The 14,901-nt window shown below is 72.9% G+C and carries 15 protein-coding genes; 10 read left to right on the plus strand and 5 right to left on the minus strand.

Features of this window, described 5'->3' with window-relative positions:
- Positions 1-11: 11 nt before the first annotated feature.
- Together Psi01_RS28800 and Psi01_RS28805 are read left to right on the plus strand one after the other, a co-directional pair.
- On the plus strand, positions 12-485 hold the full coding sequence (locus tag Psi01_RS28800) for a VOC family protein (protein ID WP_204067261.1): 474 nt from the start codon (positions 12-14) through the stop codon (positions 483-485).
- A 125-nt stretch (positions 486-610) separates the two neighbouring features.
- The gene (locus Psi01_RS28805) at positions 611-862 is read left to right on the plus strand and encodes a hypothetical protein (RefSeq protein ID WP_204067262.1); all 252 of its coding nucleotides are present in this window, start codon (positions 611-613) and stop codon (positions 860-862) included.
- Between the two features lie 89 nt (positions 863-951).
- On the opposite strand, the gene Psi01_RS28810 is transcribed toward Psi01_RS28805, so the two are convergent.
- From Psi01_RS28810 to Psi01_RS28825, 4 genes are all read right to left on the minus strand, one after another.
- Positions 952-1,587, minus strand: a complete 636-nt coding sequence (locus Psi01_RS28810) for an MBL fold metallo-hydrolase (protein ID WP_239128112.1) — start codon at positions 1,585-1,587, stop codon at positions 952-954.
- 8 nt (positions 1,588-1,595) lie between these two features.
- A complete protein-coding gene (locus Psi01_RS28815) occupies positions 1,596-2,681 on the minus strand; it encodes an S-(hydroxymethyl)mycothiol dehydrogenase (protein ID WP_204067263.1) in 1,086 nt (361 codons plus the stop codon).
- Positions 2,682-2,865: 184 nt separating this feature from the next.
- On the minus strand, positions 2,866-4,071 hold the full coding sequence (locus Psi01_RS28820) for an MFS transporter (protein WP_204067264.1): 1,206 nt from the start codon (positions 4,069-4,071) through the stop codon (positions 2,866-2,868).
- A gap of 195 nt (positions 4,072-4,266) precedes the next feature.
- Entirely contained in the window at positions 4,267-5,196 is a 930-nt protein-coding gene (locus Psi01_RS28825; protein WP_204067265.1) for a LysR family transcriptional regulator, read from the minus strand.
- 115 nt (positions 5,197-5,311) lie between these two features.
- On the opposite strand from Psi01_RS28825, the gene Psi01_RS28830 reads away from it, so the two are divergent.
- The 8 genes from Psi01_RS28830 to Psi01_RS28865 all read left to right on the plus strand — a co-directional run bounded on the left by Psi01_RS28830 (position 5,312) and on the right by Psi01_RS28865 (position 14,107).
- Complete coding sequence (locus Psi01_RS28830) at positions 5,312-6,313, plus strand: fumarylacetoacetate hydrolase family protein (protein WP_204067266.1); 1,002 nt, start codon at positions 5,312-5,314, stop codon at positions 6,311-6,313.
- On the plus strand, positions 6,313-7,272 hold the full coding sequence (locus tag Psi01_RS28835) for a cyclase family protein (RefSeq protein WP_204067267.1): 960 nt from the start codon (positions 6,313-6,315) through the stop codon (positions 7,270-7,272). The genes Psi01_RS28830 and Psi01_RS28835 overlap by 1 nt, the downstream gene beginning before the upstream one ends.
- A 7-nt stretch (positions 7,273-7,279) precedes the next feature.
- On the plus strand, positions 7,280-8,407 hold the full coding sequence (locus Psi01_RS28840) for an FAD-dependent monooxygenase (RefSeq protein WP_204067268.1): 1,128 nt from the start codon (positions 7,280-7,282) through the stop codon (positions 8,405-8,407).
- Positions 8,404-9,420: an amidohydrolase family protein gene (locus Psi01_RS28845; protein WP_239128113.1), complete on the plus strand. Its 1,017-nt coding sequence runs from the start codon at positions 8,404-8,406 to the stop codon at positions 9,418-9,420. Before Psi01_RS28840 ends, Psi01_RS28845 begins: the two co-directional genes overlap by 4 nt.
- 12 nt (positions 9,421-9,432) lie before the next feature.
- Entirely contained in the window at positions 9,433-10,371 is a 939-nt protein-coding gene (locus Psi01_RS28850) for a VOC family protein (protein WP_204067269.1), read from the plus strand.
- Positions 10,372-10,398: 27 nt separating this feature from the next.
- A complete protein-coding gene (locus Psi01_RS28855) occupies positions 10,399-11,334 on the plus strand; it encodes a fumarylacetoacetate hydrolase family protein (protein ID WP_204067270.1) in 936 nt (311 codons plus the stop codon).
- Positions 11,335-11,476: 142 nt separating this feature from the next.
- The gene (locus tag Psi01_RS28860) at positions 11,477-12,622 is read left to right on the plus strand and encodes an alpha/beta hydrolase family protein (protein ID WP_239128114.1); all 1,146 of its coding nucleotides are present in this window, start codon (positions 11,477-11,479) and stop codon (positions 12,620-12,622) included.
- Positions 12,623-12,826: 204 nt separating this feature from the next.
- Positions 12,827-14,107: a YibE/F family protein gene (locus Psi01_RS28865; RefSeq protein ID WP_204067271.1), complete on the plus strand. Its 1,281-nt coding sequence runs from the start codon at positions 12,827-12,829 to the stop codon at positions 14,105-14,107.
- Between the two features lie 34 nt (positions 14,108-14,141).
- Here Psi01_RS28865 and Psi01_RS28870 read toward each other — a convergent pair whose 3' ends face one another.
- Positions 14,142-14,795, minus strand: coding sequence for a class I SAM-dependent methyltransferase (locus Psi01_RS28870; protein ID WP_204067272.1), 654 nt, complete (start codon positions 14,793-14,795; stop codon positions 14,142-14,144).
- Positions 14,796-14,901: the final 106 nt, after the last annotated feature.

Consider the following 14,901-nt stretch of genomic DNA (forward strand, 5'->3'; position numbering starts at 1 on the left):
CCGGAGGAACCATGACCGTCAAGCCGATCCCCGAGGGCTACACCACCGTCACACCGTGGATCATCTCCTACGACACGGCCGGGCTCATGTCCTACCTCACCCGGGCCTTCGACGCCGTGGAGCTGGCCCGGGTGGTCGACGGCGAGGGGCGCATCGGCCACGCGGAGATGCGCATCGGGAACGCGGTGGTGATGATGTTCGACTCCAAACCGGGCTGGCCGCGCACCCCGGCCTTCCTGCGCCTGTACGTCCCCGACGCCGACGCCACCCACCGCCAGGCCGTCGGAGCGGGCGGCACGTCGGTCACGGAGGTCACGCACCTGTACTTCGGCGACCGCGTCGGCCGGGTCAGGGACCCGTTCGGCAACCTGTGGTGGATCCAGACCCGCGTCGAGGACGTCTCCCCCGAGGAGATGGAACAGCGCCTGAGCGACCCGGTGTTCGCCAAGGCGATGGAGTACGTCCAGACCGCCGACTTCTTCTGATCCTCCCCTCCGGAGCCGGCAGCTCGATCTCGGTGACGGCCGCCGTGTCGTCTACGGCGGTACGATGGCCGGGACGATGGATCACGGCATTGTCCGCGTATCGGCCGCCGCATACGATCCGTCGCATGTCGGTCACCCGTGAGTTCGCCTATGTGTCCTCCTCCCGTCCCCCGGACAGCGAGTGCGTGTGGTATCGCTCGGTGGACGAGGCGTACGACCTGATCCGCACCGGCAGCCGCGGGAGTTTCCGATACCACGTCTTCGACGTACGCACCGGCCGGCACCTGCGGGAGTTCACCTCGTGGGACGAGGGCCACGCCTGGATCGAAGATCGCAGCGGCGGTCGACGGCAGGCCGCAGCCGGCTCCCAGGACTGAGCACGTGAGAGCCCGCCCATGACCCGCTCCCCGTCCCGGACGGGCCGGGCGGGGAGCGGGGCTGTCGTGCGGGAGAAGCCGGGACGGGTTCAGCGGCCCCGGCGGATCCATTCCTCCAGGTGGGGTTTCTCGGTGCCGATCGTCGTGGACGGGCCGTGGCCGGTGTGCACGACCGTTTCCCCGGGCAAGGTCAGCAGCCGTTCGCGGATCGAGGCGACGATGGTGCCGAAGTCCGAGAACGACCGGCCGGTGGCGCCGGGGCCGCCCTGGAAGAGGGTGTCACCGGTGAAGACCGCACCCAGGTCGGGGGCGTGGAGGCAGACGGCGCCCGGGGCGTGGCCGGGGGTGTGCAGGACCTCCAGGCGGGTGCCCGCGACCTTGATGACCTGGCCGTCCGTCAGGGAGCCGTCCGGGTCGCGGTCGGGGTGGGTCATCCGCCACAGCGGCAGGTCGCCGGGGTGCAGCAGGACCGGTGCCGAGGTGGCGCGGGCCAGGTCGGGCGCGACCCTGATGTGGTCGTCGTGGGCGTGGGTGGCGATGACGGCCACCACCCGCCGGTCCCCGACCAGAGCTGTGATGGCGTCCACGTCGTGGGGGGCGTCGAAGACCACGCACTCGGCGTCGTCCCCGAGCACCCAGACGTTGTTGTCGACGTCGAAGGTCTGACCGTCGAGGCTGAAGGTGCCGGAGGTGACGGTGTGGTCGATGCGCGCGCCGCCCGTCACGCCGCCCCTCACAGGGTCACCACCGAGCGCAGGACCTCGCCGTGGTGCATCTTGGTGAACGCCTGCTCGACCTCGTCCAGCGCGATGGTCTCGGTGACGAACCCGTCGAGGTTCAGCCGCCCCTGCAGGTACAGGTCGATGAGCATGGGGAAGTCGCGGCTGGGCAGGCAGTCGCCGTACCAGGAGGACTTCAGCGCGCCGCCGCGCCCGAAGACGTCCAGCAGCGGCAGCTCCAGCGTCATGTCCGGGGTGGGCACGCCCACCAGCACCACGGTCCCGGCCAGGTCGCGGGCGTAGAAGGCCTGCTTGTAGGTCTCCGGGCGGCCGACCGCCTCGATCACGACGTCCGCGCCGAAGCCGCCGGTCAGCTCCCTGATCGCCTCGACCGCGTCGGTGGTGCGGGAGTTGACCGTGTGGGTCGCGCCGAAGCCCTTGGCCCACTCCAGCTTGCGGTCGTCGACGTCCACCGCGATGATCTTCGCGGCTCCGGCCAGCGACGAGCCCAGGACGGCCGCGCCGCCGACGCCGCCGCAGCCGATGACGGCCACGCTGTCGCCGCGGGTGACGCCGCCGGTGTTGATGGCCGCGCCGAGGCCCGCCATCACGCCGCAGCCCAGCAGACCGGCCACGGCCGCCGACGCCGCCGGGTCCACCTTGGTGCACTGCCCGGCCGCCACCAGGGTCTTCTCCACGAACGCCCCGATGCCCAGCGCCGGGCTCAGCTCCGTCCCGTCGGCCAGGGTCATCTTCTGGGTCGCGTTGTGGGTGTTGAAGCAGTACCACGGACGGCCGCGCAGACACGCCCGGCACTGGCCGCAGACCGCCCGCCAGTTGAGGATCACGTAGTCGCCCGGGGCCAGACCGCTCACGCCCTCGCCGACGGCCTCGACCACGCCGGCGGCCTCGTGGCCGAGCAGGAACGGGAAGTCGTCGTTGATGCCGCCCTCGCGGTAGTGCAGGTCGGTGTGGCAAACCCCGCAGGCCTGGACGGTCACCACCGCCTCACCCGGTCCGGGGTCCGGCACGTGGATCGTCTCCACCGACACCGGCTCGCCCTTGGCCCGGGCCACCACACCGCGTACTTCGTATGCCATCGACTGCTGCCTTTCCTTCACCCCGGAAGATCCGGGGACCCACGACGGGCACCGTAGGGACATGATCACGCGAGGTGTGCCCGGACGAGAAGGGATCGCCGGGCACACGGGGTGTCGTGGTCGATATTTTCTTTCCACCGGGTACGGCCGCGCCAGCCGTGACGGCGCCGCGCGGCCGTACGGCTCACGCCTGTTCGGCGGGCACGGTGCTGAGCGGCGCGGCGGGGACGGTCAGCACGGTGGCCACCAGGGCGGCCAGCACCAGGGACGCCACGCCGATCACCCCCAGCGACAGGCCGAGTCCTCCGGTCACCGCGGCCAGGGCGCCGACCAGCAGGGGCGAGAGGAACTCCCCGAGGAACAGGGCCCCGGTCCACAGGCCGGTGCCGCGGCCGCGCTGCGCGAACGGCAGCCGGTTGACCGCCCAGGTGAGCAGGGTCGGCAGGAGCAGTCCCGTGGCGAAGCCGGTGAGCACGGCGCCCGCGACGATCACGGGGACGGCCTCGGTCGCGGAGATCAGCAGCAGGCCCAGACCCGACAGGGCGAACTCCGCGATGAGCAGCACGCGCGCCCCGCGGCCGGAGATCCTGGCGAACAGGCCGGCCCCGACGGCGGTGGCCAGCGACATGAGCGCGGTGACGCCGCCGATGACCGCCGGATCGGAGATCCCCACGCCGTCCAGGACGTAGGAGAGCTGGACGATCAGCGTGTAGAAGACGACGCCTCCGCCCACGGTGACCAGCGAGGGGACGAGCAGGGTCCGCCAGGGCCAGGGCTGCCGGTCCCCGTCGCGCGCGTCCTCCCGATGCGCGGCGGGCTGCCAGAGGAGGAACGCCATGGGGATCGCGGCGAGCGCGGCGGCGGCGTACATCCAGAACGGCGTGCGCCAGCCGCCGGCGCCGAGCAGTCCGCCGAGCGCGAAGAACGCGGTCGCGGCGACGGTGGTGACGAGGGTCTGCAGACCCAGGTAGCGGATGCGGCGCGGGCCGGACCAGTAGTCGGCGATCAGAGTGGTGCAGCAGGTCATGATGGCCGCCTCGCAGATGCCGACGAACACGCGGCTGGCCAGGATGGCCTGGATCGAGTCCAGGTAGAGCGGCGCGGTGCCGGCGATCGCGTAGCCGACCATGGTGACGATCAGCAGGCGCTTGCGGTCGAACCGGTCGGCGATGGCGCCGGCGAAGGGGGCGCCGAGCGCGACGAACAGCGCCGGGATGGTCAGGATCACCGGGACCAGGACGTCGACGCCCGGCGTTGAGGCGAAATGTTCACTGATGCGGGGCAGGACCGGGGAGAGCAGGACGGCGCCGAGCACGGGCATGCAGCTGCCGATGAGCAGCAGGACGAGCTGGGGCGCACCAGCCTGCTTCGCGGTGGCCGGCTGGGACATGCGGGCCTCGCTAGAAGTCGCGGGGATGGTGCACAGCACTGTCCGGCACGGGGTGCGGTCCGCGGAAGACGGAAATCCTGATACCCCGCATCCACGCGGTGGATGGTCCGCCCCCCGAACCACGCCGGAGGGATCCGGCCCCTGCGTCACACCGGAAGGGCCCGGCCCCTGCGTCACACCGGAAGGGCCCGGCCCCTACAGCGCGCCGGAGGGTTCCGGCCGGTCGTCGAGGCCGGCGGCCACCCGGGCGGCGGTCTCGCGCAGCCAGATGTGCGCCGCGTCCTGGCTGTGCACGGGATGCCACCACAGGGCCTCCTGCAGGGGCACCGCCTCGAAAGGGCAGGGCAGCACCCGTACCGGCGCGATCCCCTGCAGCATCCGGGCCAGGCGCCGCTGGACCAGGGTGACCCGGCGGGTCCCGGCCACCAGGTTGGGCAGCAGGGAGAAGTACTGCACGGAGACCTCCACCCGGGGCTCCAGCCCCAGCGTGCCCAGCTGCCGGGTGACCGGCGCGTCGAAGAAGCGCCGGTAGACCGCCCAGGGCAGGCGGGCCAGGTCCTCCATGGTGATGCGCTCGCCGATGTCGGGGTGGTCGGCGGAGACCAGGCACACCCACTCGTCGCGGTACAGCTCCACGGCGGGGAATCCGCTGATCACCCCGTGCGGGACCAGCACGCCGTCGACGCCGCCGAGCACGGTGTCGGTGGCCTCCACGATCCTTCCGTCCATGTTCTGGAAGTGCAGCCGGACGCCGGGCGCCTCGGCGTGCAGGACGCGGGCGAGTTCGGCGCCGAAGACCGCGATCGCGTAGTCGGAGGACAGGATGGTGAAGTCGCGCCGCTCGGTGCCCGGCCGGAAGTCCGCCCGGCTGGTGAACAGCCGCTCCAGCACTCCGCAGGCGTTCGCCGCGGGCTCCCGCAGCGCGGCGCCCAGCGGGGTCAGCTCGTAGCTGTTGCCCTTCCTGGCCAGCAGGTCGTCGGAGAAGTGTCGGCGGAGCCTGGCCAGCGCGGCGCTGGCCGCCGGCTGGCTGAGCCCGATCCGCCTGCCGGCCCGGGTGACGCTGCGCTCCTCCAGCAGGGCGTGCAGGGCGACCACGAGGTTCAGGTCCAGGCTGGCGAGGTTCACAGCTCCTCCTTCCCGGCGGTTATCCGTCCGATGGATTAACGCGATCCGGGGAATCGATTTCCCAGATCCGGCACGTTAGCTCAAGGTTAAGGGCACCGCACCGGGAGGAAACACCGTGGAAACACCCCCGCCCCTTGCCGGCCCGTTCGCGCTCGGCACCTTCTCCGCAGGAGACGACTCCGCCTTCCCCGGCCTGGTCACCGATGACCGGGTCCTGGATCTGCGCACCGTCCCCGCGCTCGGCGCGCCGGACCTGACCACGCGGGCCCTGCTGGAGCGCTGGGACGCCGTCCTGCCGCTGCTGCGGGCCGCCGCCGGATCGCCGGAGGGTACCCGGCTGCCGCTGGCGGACCTGCGGGTGCACGCCCCGGTCGAGCCCCGGCAGATCCTGCAGTCCGGCGCCAACTACCGCACCCACGTCATCGACCTGGCGGTGGCGCACGAGCCCGCGGACGGCCGCCCGGCCGAGCAGGTGCGGGCCGAGGTCGCGGCGATGATGGACCGCCGCGCCGCCGAGGACCGGCCGTACGTGTTCATCGGCCTGCCGTCCTCGATCACCGGCCCGTACGACGACGTGGTGATCCCGTCCTGGTGCGCGAAGCCGGACTGGGAGCTGGAGCTGGCCGCGGTGATCGGCCGCCCGGCCTTCCGGGTGGCTCCGGAGGAGGCCCTGGAGCACGTGGCCGCCTACACCATCGCCAACGACCTCACGGCCCGCGAGCTGGTGTTCCGCCGCGACATGCCGGAGATCGGCACCGACTGGCTGCGGGCCAAGAACGCCCCGACGTTCACCCCGCTCGGTCCCTATCTGGTGCCCTCCGCCTTCGTCGGCGACCCCGGCGACCTGCAGGTGACGCTGCGGCTCAACGGCGAGGTCATGCAGGACGAGTCCACCAAGGACATGATCTTCGATGTCGCGCGGCTGGTCTCCTACGTCTCGCAGACCGTGGAGCTGCTCCCCGGCGACCTGGTGCTCACCGGCAGCCCGGCCGGCAACGGCGTGCACTGGGGGCGGCTGCTGCGTCCCGGCGACGTGATGGAGGGGACGATCACCGGCCTGGGCGTGCAGCGCAACCGGTGCGTGGCCGAGGCCGAGGTTTCCCAGGGGGACGCGTGATGCCGGACCGGACCGACCCCGAGGGCGCCATCGCCGAGGCCGCCGCGAAGTACTCCAACTGGGGCCGCTGGGGGGACGACGACGTCCTGGGCACCGTCAACTTCATCGACGAGGCCGGGCGCCGCGCGGGTGCGGCTCTCGTACGGCAGGGCGTGTCCTTCTCCCTGTCCCAGAGCTTCGACGCCGACGGGCCGCAGAAGGGCTGGCGGCGCCGTACCAACCCGGTGCACACCATGACCGACACCGGCATGGAGGCCGTCCACGGAGACCAGGGCTTCCCGCACGGGTTCGGCGGCGCGGACGACGTCATCGCCATGCCGCTGCAGTGCTCCACCCAGTGGGACGGCCTGGGCCACATCTTCGACCACGGCCGGGCCTGGAACGGCCGCCCCGCCGACAAGGTCGTCACCAGCGAGGGCGACCGGGTCACCGGCATCGAACACCTGGCCGCCCCCGTCGCGGGCCGCGGCGTCCTGCTCGACGTCGGCCGCGTCCTCGGCGACGACGGCGAGCTGCCGGACGGCTTCGCGATCACCGAGGAGCACCTGACCGCCACCGCCGAGGCGCACGGCGTCACGGTCGGCCGCGGCGACATCGTGTGCGTGCGCACCGGGCAGCTCGCCCGGGCCCGCAGCGACGGCTGGGGCGACTACGCCGGCGGGCCCGCGCCGGGGCTGTCGTTCACCACCGCCGGCTGGCTGCACCGCACCGAGATCGCCGCGATCGCCACCGACACCTGGGGCTTCGAGGTGCGGCCGAACGAGTTCGAACACGCCTTCCAACCCCTGCACCAGGTCGTCATCCCCCACCTCGGGCTGCTCATCGGCGAGATGTGGGACCTGGACGCCCTGGCCGCGCACTGCGCCGCCGACGGCGTCCACGAGTTCCTCCTCGTCGCCGCCCCACTGCCCGTCACCGGCGCGGTGGGATCCCCCGTCAACCCCATCGCCATCAAGTGAGGCCTCCATGACAGCAGTAGGGAACGTCCTCATCGTCGGCGGCGGCACCGCCGGATCGGCCCTGGCGATCCTGCTCGCCCGCGGCGGCGTCACCGTGGACATCGCGGAGATCGATTCGAGGCCGGCCGCGCTGGGCTCGGGCATCACGCTGCAGGGCAACGCGCTGCGGGTGCTGCGCGACCTCGGCGTCTGGGACCAGGTCGGCGCCGCGGGCTTCGCCTTCGACTCCCTCGGCCTGCGGACCCCCGGCGGGGACCTGGTCGCCGAGATCCCCGACGCCCGCACCGGCGGCCCGGACCTGCCGGCCACGCTCGGCATGAACCGTCCCGAGCTGGCCGCGATCCTCACCAAGGCCGTGCACGAGTCCGGGGCGCGTCTGCGGCCGGGCCTGACCGCGACCGCCCTCACCGAGACCGAAGACGGCGTGCGGGCGGAGCTGTCCGACGGGACCACGGCGGCCTACGACCTGGTCGTGGGCGCCGACGGCATCCGCTCCGCGGTCCGCCGGCTCATCGGCGTCGACACCGCCCCCCGGCCGACAGGTATGGGCATCTGGCGCATCCACACCCGCCGCCCCGGGGAGGTCGAGCGCACCGACCTGATCTACGGCGGCCCGTGCTTCATCGCCGGGTACTGCCCGACCGGCGAGGACACCATGTACGCCTACCTGGTGGAGAAGGCCCGGCCGCGCGAGTCGATCGCCGAGGCCGACAAGCCCGCCCGCATGCGGGCCCTGGCCGAGGGGTACGGCGGCGCCTGGGACACGATCCGCGCCGACATCACCGACCCGGACCGCATCAACTACACCTGGTTCGAGTCCCTGCTGGCGGAGCGGCCCTGGAACCGCGGGCGCGTCGTCCTGATCGGCGACGCCGCGCACGCCTGCCCGCCCACCCTGGCCCAGGGCGCCGCCCAGTGCCTGGAGGACGCCGCGGTCCTGGCCGAGCTGCTGCTGGCCGGCGACCGGCTGGACCAGTCGCTGTTCGACGCCTTCATGGACCGCCGCTTCGAACGGGTGAGGGCCGTGGTCGAGGCGTCCGTGCAGCTGGCCGACTGGCAGCTGAACCCCGTGCCGGACGCGGACGTGCCGGGCCTGATGGGGCGGATCGCCGCGATGGTGACGCAGCGCCCATGAACACCGCTTCCCTGAACACCGTGCCCATGAGAACCGTCGACGCGCACGCGCACGTGATCCTGCCCCAGGTCGAGCAGGCGGTGGCCGGGCAGCCCGGCCTGCAGGAGCACCGGGAGCTGGACGCCCGCCGCAACGGCCCCGAGTCCCTGGCGGTCTCGGGCCGGATGGTCGGCGAGCGGATCGCCCGGCTCACGCAGGTTCCGGTACGGCTGGCCGACATGGACGCCGCCGGGGTGGACGTGCAGATCGTCAGCCCGTCCCCGTCGCACTACCACTACTGGGCCGGCGAGGACCTCGCCGAGCGGGTCTGCCGCCTGGCCGGCGAGGGCGTCGCCGAACACTGCGCCCAGGCCCCCGACCGGCTGTACGGCCTGGGCCTGGTCCCGCTCCGGCACCCCTCGCTGATGGTGGAACTCCTGGACCACGCTCTCGGCCTGGGCCTGAAGGGCGTGGAGATCTCCTCCCACGCCCCCGGCCGGGAGTTGTCGGATCCGGCGTACGAGGAGTTCTGGGCGCGGGCGGCGGAGAGCGGGGCGGTGGTCTTCCTGCATCCGTTCGGCTGCACGCTGGACGAGCGCCTGGACCGCTTCTACCTGTCCAACATCGTCGGCCAGCCGGTCGAGAACGCCGTCGCGCTCTCCCACCTGATCTTCTCGGGGGTGCTGGACCGGCACCCGGGGCTGAAGGTCCTCGCGGCGCACGGCGGCGGTTACCTGCCCACATACCTGGGCCGGGCCGACCACGGCCGGCGGGTGCGGCCCGAGGCGCGCGGCTGCGCCGCACCCCCGAGCGCCTACCTGGAGCGGATCTGGTTCGACTCGCTCGTCTACGAGCCCGGCGCGCTGCGCGCCCTCGTCGGCGCCGCCGGAGCCTCCCGGGTCGTGCTCGGCTCCGACTACCCCTTCGACATGGGCGTCGAGGACCCCGTGGACCGGCTGCGCGCCGCCGGGTTCGACCGGGAGACCCGCGACGCGATCCGCGGCGGCAACGCCGCCGCCCTCTTCGATCTCTAAGGAACAACCACCATGTCCGACCGTCTCATCACCCACCTGCGCCACGTCGACCTGGCGGTGCCCGACTACGAGAGGCAGCGCGGGTTCTACGCCGGCGTCTGGGGCCTGACCGAGGTCGCCAACGACTCCGGGATCAGCTTCCTGGCCGCCGAGGGCTCGCCCGAGCAGTACATCATCCGGCTGCGAAAGGATGAGGACAAGCGCCTCGACCTGGTCGCCTTCGGCGCCGCCGCCCCGGCCGACGTCGACGCCCTCGCCGAGCGGCTGCGCGCCGCGGGCGTCCGGCTGATCTCCGAGCCCGGCAAGCTCGACACCCCCGGCGGCGGGTACGGCTTCCGCTTCTTCGACCTCGACGGCCGCACCGTCGAGGTCTCCGCCGACGTCGCCGTGCGCGCCCACCGCAGGCTGGAGGCCAAGGAGGCGGTGCCGGTGCGGCTGTCGCACGTGGTGCTCAACTCCCCCGACATCGACGCCACCCGCGCCTGGTACGAGACCCACCTGGACTTCGCGCTGTCGGACACCCTGGCCCACCCGCGCATGGGCAAGGTCATGCACTTCATGCGCTGCAGCCCCCGGCATCACAGCATGGCCATCGCCCGCGGCCCGCACGCCTCGCTGCACCACATCAGCTTCGAGCTGCGGGGCCTGGACGAGTACATGTACGGCACCGGCCGGCTGCTGCGCGCGGGCGTGCGGATGATCTGGGGGCCGGGCCGCCACCTGGCGGGCGACAACACCTTCTCCTACTTCATGGACCCGCACGGCAACACCGTCGAGTACACCACCGAGCTGGAGGAGCTGGACGAGGACGCCTGGCACCCGCACGTCTACGACTTCTCCCAGCCCGAGGTCACCGACCAGTGGGGCACCGCCAACCCGATGAACGAGCTCATCGCCAAGGAGTCCTTCAACGACGTCGACCGCGGCGTCTTCGTCGCCCCGCCGGTCTGATCCTCCGATCCCTCGCTGGAGAGCACCATGCGCCTGGCCGCCTACCGCCACCGGGGACTGCGCCGCAGCGGCGTCGTGGACGGCGACGCCGTCCTGCCCTTCCCCGAGGGGACCGACCTCCTCGACGTCATCCGCACCGGCTCCGTCCCGGACACCGGGGCGGCCGTGCCGCTGGCCGAGGTACGGCTGCTCCCGCCGGTCGAACCGCCCTCGGTCCGCGACTTCGTCACCTTCGAGGAACACGTCGAGGGCGTGCGCCGCAGCGTGGGCGGCGCGGCGGGCGTCCCCGACGCCTGGTACGACGCGCCGACCTTCTACTTCACCAACCCCTACGCGATGGTCGGCGCGCACGACGAGGTCCCCGTGCCGCCGGGCTGCCACGCCCTGGACTTCGAGCTCGAGGTGGCCGCGGTCATCGGCCGCGAGGGCCGCGACCTGTCCCCCGGGCGGGCCCGCGACCACATCTTCGGCTACACGATCTTCAACGACTGGTCGGCCCGCGACCTGCAGTCGCGGGAGATGCAGGTCGGCCTCGGCCCCTGCAAGGGCAAGGACTCCGCCACCACCCTCGGCCCGTGGATCGTCACGGCCGACGAGCTGGAGCCGTACCGCGACGCCGACGGCTTCCTGCGCCTCGCCCTGACGGCCGAGGTCAACGGGGTCGAGGTGGGCCGGGACCTGCTGTCGAACATGGGCTGGCCGTTCGAGGAGCTGGTCGCCTACGCCTCCCGGGGCGCGTGGGTACGGCCCGGCGACGTGCTCGGCTCAGGCACCTGCGGCAACGGCGGCTGCCTGGCCGAGCTGTGGGGCCTGCGCGGCGAGCAGGACCCGCCCCCGCTGAAGCCCGGCGACGTCGTCACCCTCACCGTCGAGGGCATCGGCGCCGTCTCCAACACCGTCGTCCCCGGCGCCGCCCCGGAACCGGTCCCGCCCGCCCGCAAGCGCCCCCGCGACCGGCCCTGACCCCGGCTCCGGCTCCGGCTCCGGCTCCGTGAGCCGATCATCCCGGAGTCGCACACGGCACCGGGCCTCCGCCCGGAGTAGCAGGTGAAGCCGGACGTTCGGACGAAGCCGGGCCCGCGCGTGATCGAAAATCATGGGCGGCATGAAAATCAAGATCACGCGCGGCGCCGGCATCGCGGGCGCCGTCACGGCGGGCCTGCTCGCCCTTCTGGCGGCCGTACCCGCCCACGCCGCCGCCCCGGCACGACTCGAACCCGCCCCGGACGCGAGCCTGGTGCTTCCCGCGCCGACCGGACCCCGGCCGGTGGGGACGGTCCGCCTGCACCTGGTCGACCGCGGCCGCCCCGACCCCTGGGTGCCCGCGGAGAAGACCAGGCAGCTCATGGTCTCGCTGTGGTACCCGGCCGAGAAGGGCGGCGGCCGGCCCGCGCCGTACATGACCGACCAGGAGGCCGCGGCCCTGCTGGAGGGCCAGAAGGTCACCGGTGTCCCGAGCCGGGCGGTCAGCGGCGCCAGGACGCACGCCGTCGCCGGGGCCCGTCCGGCGGGGCGCCGGGGCACGCTGCCGCTGGTGGTGCTCTCGCCCGGGTTCACGATGCCGCGCTCGTCGCTGACCGCGCTGGCGGAGGAGCTGGCCAGCCGGGGTTACGTGGTCGCCGGCGTCGACCACGTCCACGAGTCGTACGGCACCAGCCTGCCCGGCGGCCGGCTGGCCCGGTGCGCAGCCTGCGCGGAGCAGGAGGCCGACCCGTGGGCGTTCGGCGCCAAGGCGGTCGCGGGACGGCAGGCTGACGTGTCGTTCGTGCTCGACGAGCTGCTCGGCAGGCACCCGGTGTGGAAGGGCGCCCGGCTCATCGACCGCTCGCGCGTCGGCATGGCCGGGCACTCGCTGGGCGGTTCGAGCACGTCCTGGACGATGCTGAAGGACGGGCGGGTGCGCGCCGGGGTCAACATGGACGGCACCTTCTTCGCGTCCCTCCCGGCCGGGGGCCTGGCGCGGCCGTTCATGCTGATGGGGGCGGGTGAGATCCACGAGCCGGGCGGCCAGGACTTCACCTGGGGCCGCGACTGGGCGCTGATGACGGGCTGGAAGCGCTGGTTCTCGGTGAAGGGCGGCGACCACGTCTCCTTCACGGACTATCCGCTGCTGGCCGGGCGGACGGCCAGGGAGCTGGAGGTCACCCGGGCCTACGTGACCGCCTTCATGGACCGGCACCTGCGCGGGCGCGGGCGGGAGCTGCTGGACGGGCCCTCCCCGGCCTTCCCCGAGGTGGCGTCCTGGAAGTGAGGTGCGCCGCGGGTCGTCCGTGAGAATCGGGGTTCTGGGTTCCGGCGGGGCGGCCGGTGCGCCGAAGCCGCACGAGAGCGGTGCGCCGTACTCCTAACCTAGGACGGTACGAACCGCCCCCACGGGGCCCGGACCGCGCCGGCCGGGCCCCGTGGCGGCACCGCCCGTTCCCGCGAACCCGCCTGCAAGGAGAGCTCCGACGCCATGGGTGCCAACCACTCGCACGGTCCCGCCGTCCCCCGATCACGGGCGACGGTGTGGGCGACCTTGGCCGTCATCGTCCCCCTGGCGGTCGCCACCCTCGCGGCGCTGGTGTGGATGTGGCCGACCGAGCCCATCTCCACCGCCGAGCAGGCGAAGCTGGAGCGGGTCACCGGAACGATCACCGGCATCACCCTCACCCCCTGCCCCGAGGAACCTCCCATCGAGGGGCAGCCCCAGCCCGCGACGGCGCCTCCCGACCCGGCCACCTGCGGTGACGCCAGGGTCATGCTCACCAGCGGAGAGGACTCCGGGCAGCGCGTCACCAGCCCGCTGCCCAGCGGTCCCGGCGCGCAGCGGTTCGCCGAGGGCGACGACGTGGTGCTGATCCACACCACCGACACCACGCTGGACGTGCCGCCGTACCAGATCTCCGACCACGACCGGTCCACCCCGCTGTGGCTGGTCGGCGCCGCGTTCTCGCTGGCCGTGATCGCTTTCGGCCGCTGGCGCGGGGTGTCGGCGCTGGTCGGGCTGGCCATCACCTTCGTCCTGCTGCTGATGTTCGTCATCCCGGGGATCCTGGCCGGCAAGCCGCCGCTGCTGGTGGGGATCATCGGCTCGGCCGCGATCATGCTCACGGTGCTGTACCTCACCCACGGCTTCAACGTCACCACCTCGACGGCGATCGTGGGCACCGTGATCAGCCTCAGCCTGACCGGCGTGCTGTCCTACGTCGCCATCGGCCTCGTCGACCTCAACGGCATCACCGACGAGAGCTCCTTCTATCTGGACAGCAGCTACCGCATCAACACCCAAGGGCTCCTGCTGGCGAGCATCATCATCGGCTCACTCGGCGTGCTCGACGACGTCACCGTCACCCAGGCCGCCACCGTCGCCGAGCTGGCCCATGCCAATCCCGGCTACGGCTTCGCCCAGCTGTACCGGGCCGCCGCCCGGGTCGGCCGCTCCCACATCGCCTCGGTGATCAACACGATCGTCCTGGCCTACGCCGGCGCGTCCCTGCCGCTGCTGCTGCTCATCAGCGTCGGCGAGGAGCCCATCGGCCAGGTCGTGACCAACCCCGTCCTGGCCCAGGAGATCGTCCGCAGCGTCGCGGGCACCCTCGGGCTGATCTCGGCAGTCCCGATCACCACCGCCCTGGCCGCGCTGGCCAGTGCCCGCCGCGCCCATCGGGACCACGACCACCCCGACCACGACCACCCGGCGCCCGGGGCCCGCCACCGCCGTCCCCCGGACGTCCTGCCCGACCCCGTCCGCTGACCGCCCGCCCCCGGCCGGCGGGCGCCGCGGCGGGTCAGGCCGCCGGCCGTACGGCCCGGACGTAGAAGAGCATGACCGGCAGGTCGCCCTCGTCCTCGACGTGGAACCCGGCCTCCGGGATCAGGCCGGCGAGCAGGTCCTTCGGGCTGTGCCGCATCTCGGGGCCGGTCAGGGCGCCGACCAGGTGGGTGAGCAGGTGGTTGGACGGCGGGCGGAACTCCGCGATCAGCAGGCGTCCGCCCGGCTTCAGCACCCGGAACATCTCCCGTACGGCGGTGCCGCGCGCGTCGGCCGGCATGTGGTGCACGGCCAGGCTGGAGACCACCACGTCGACGGAGGCGTCGGGCACCTCCAGCGCCTGGCCGGCGCCCACCTGGTAGGAGCAGTTGCCCGGGGCGCGGCGGCGGGCGTGCGCGATCATCGCCTCCGACGGGTCGACGCCGGTCACGTGCCCGGACGGGCCGGCGACCGGGGCCAGGATCCGGGTCAGGTAGCCGGTGCCGCAGCCCACGTCGAGCACGCGGGCACCCGGGCGCACTCCGGACAGCGCGGCCAGCCGGGTGAAGATCTCGCGCCGCCGCCCGAGGAAGCCGATCCCGGCCACGAGTTCGTAGGCGCGCGGGTGGTCTATCGTTCCCGCCTCGCCGGTGTGTCCGGTGTGGTCGTGCAGCAGTTTCCCGAGGGCCATCGTCTCTCTCCTCTCGAACAATGTGTTCACTTATGAATGGTCCGTTCGCTAGCGTGATGGATCAACGACCACTTTCGGCGCGGTGTGCCGTACGGGACGGGGAGCG

Source organism: Paraplanobispora siamensis (assembly GCF_016863175.1).
GTDB lineage: Bacteria > Actinomycetota > Actinomycetes > Streptosporangiales > Streptosporangiaceae > Planobispora > Planobispora siamensis.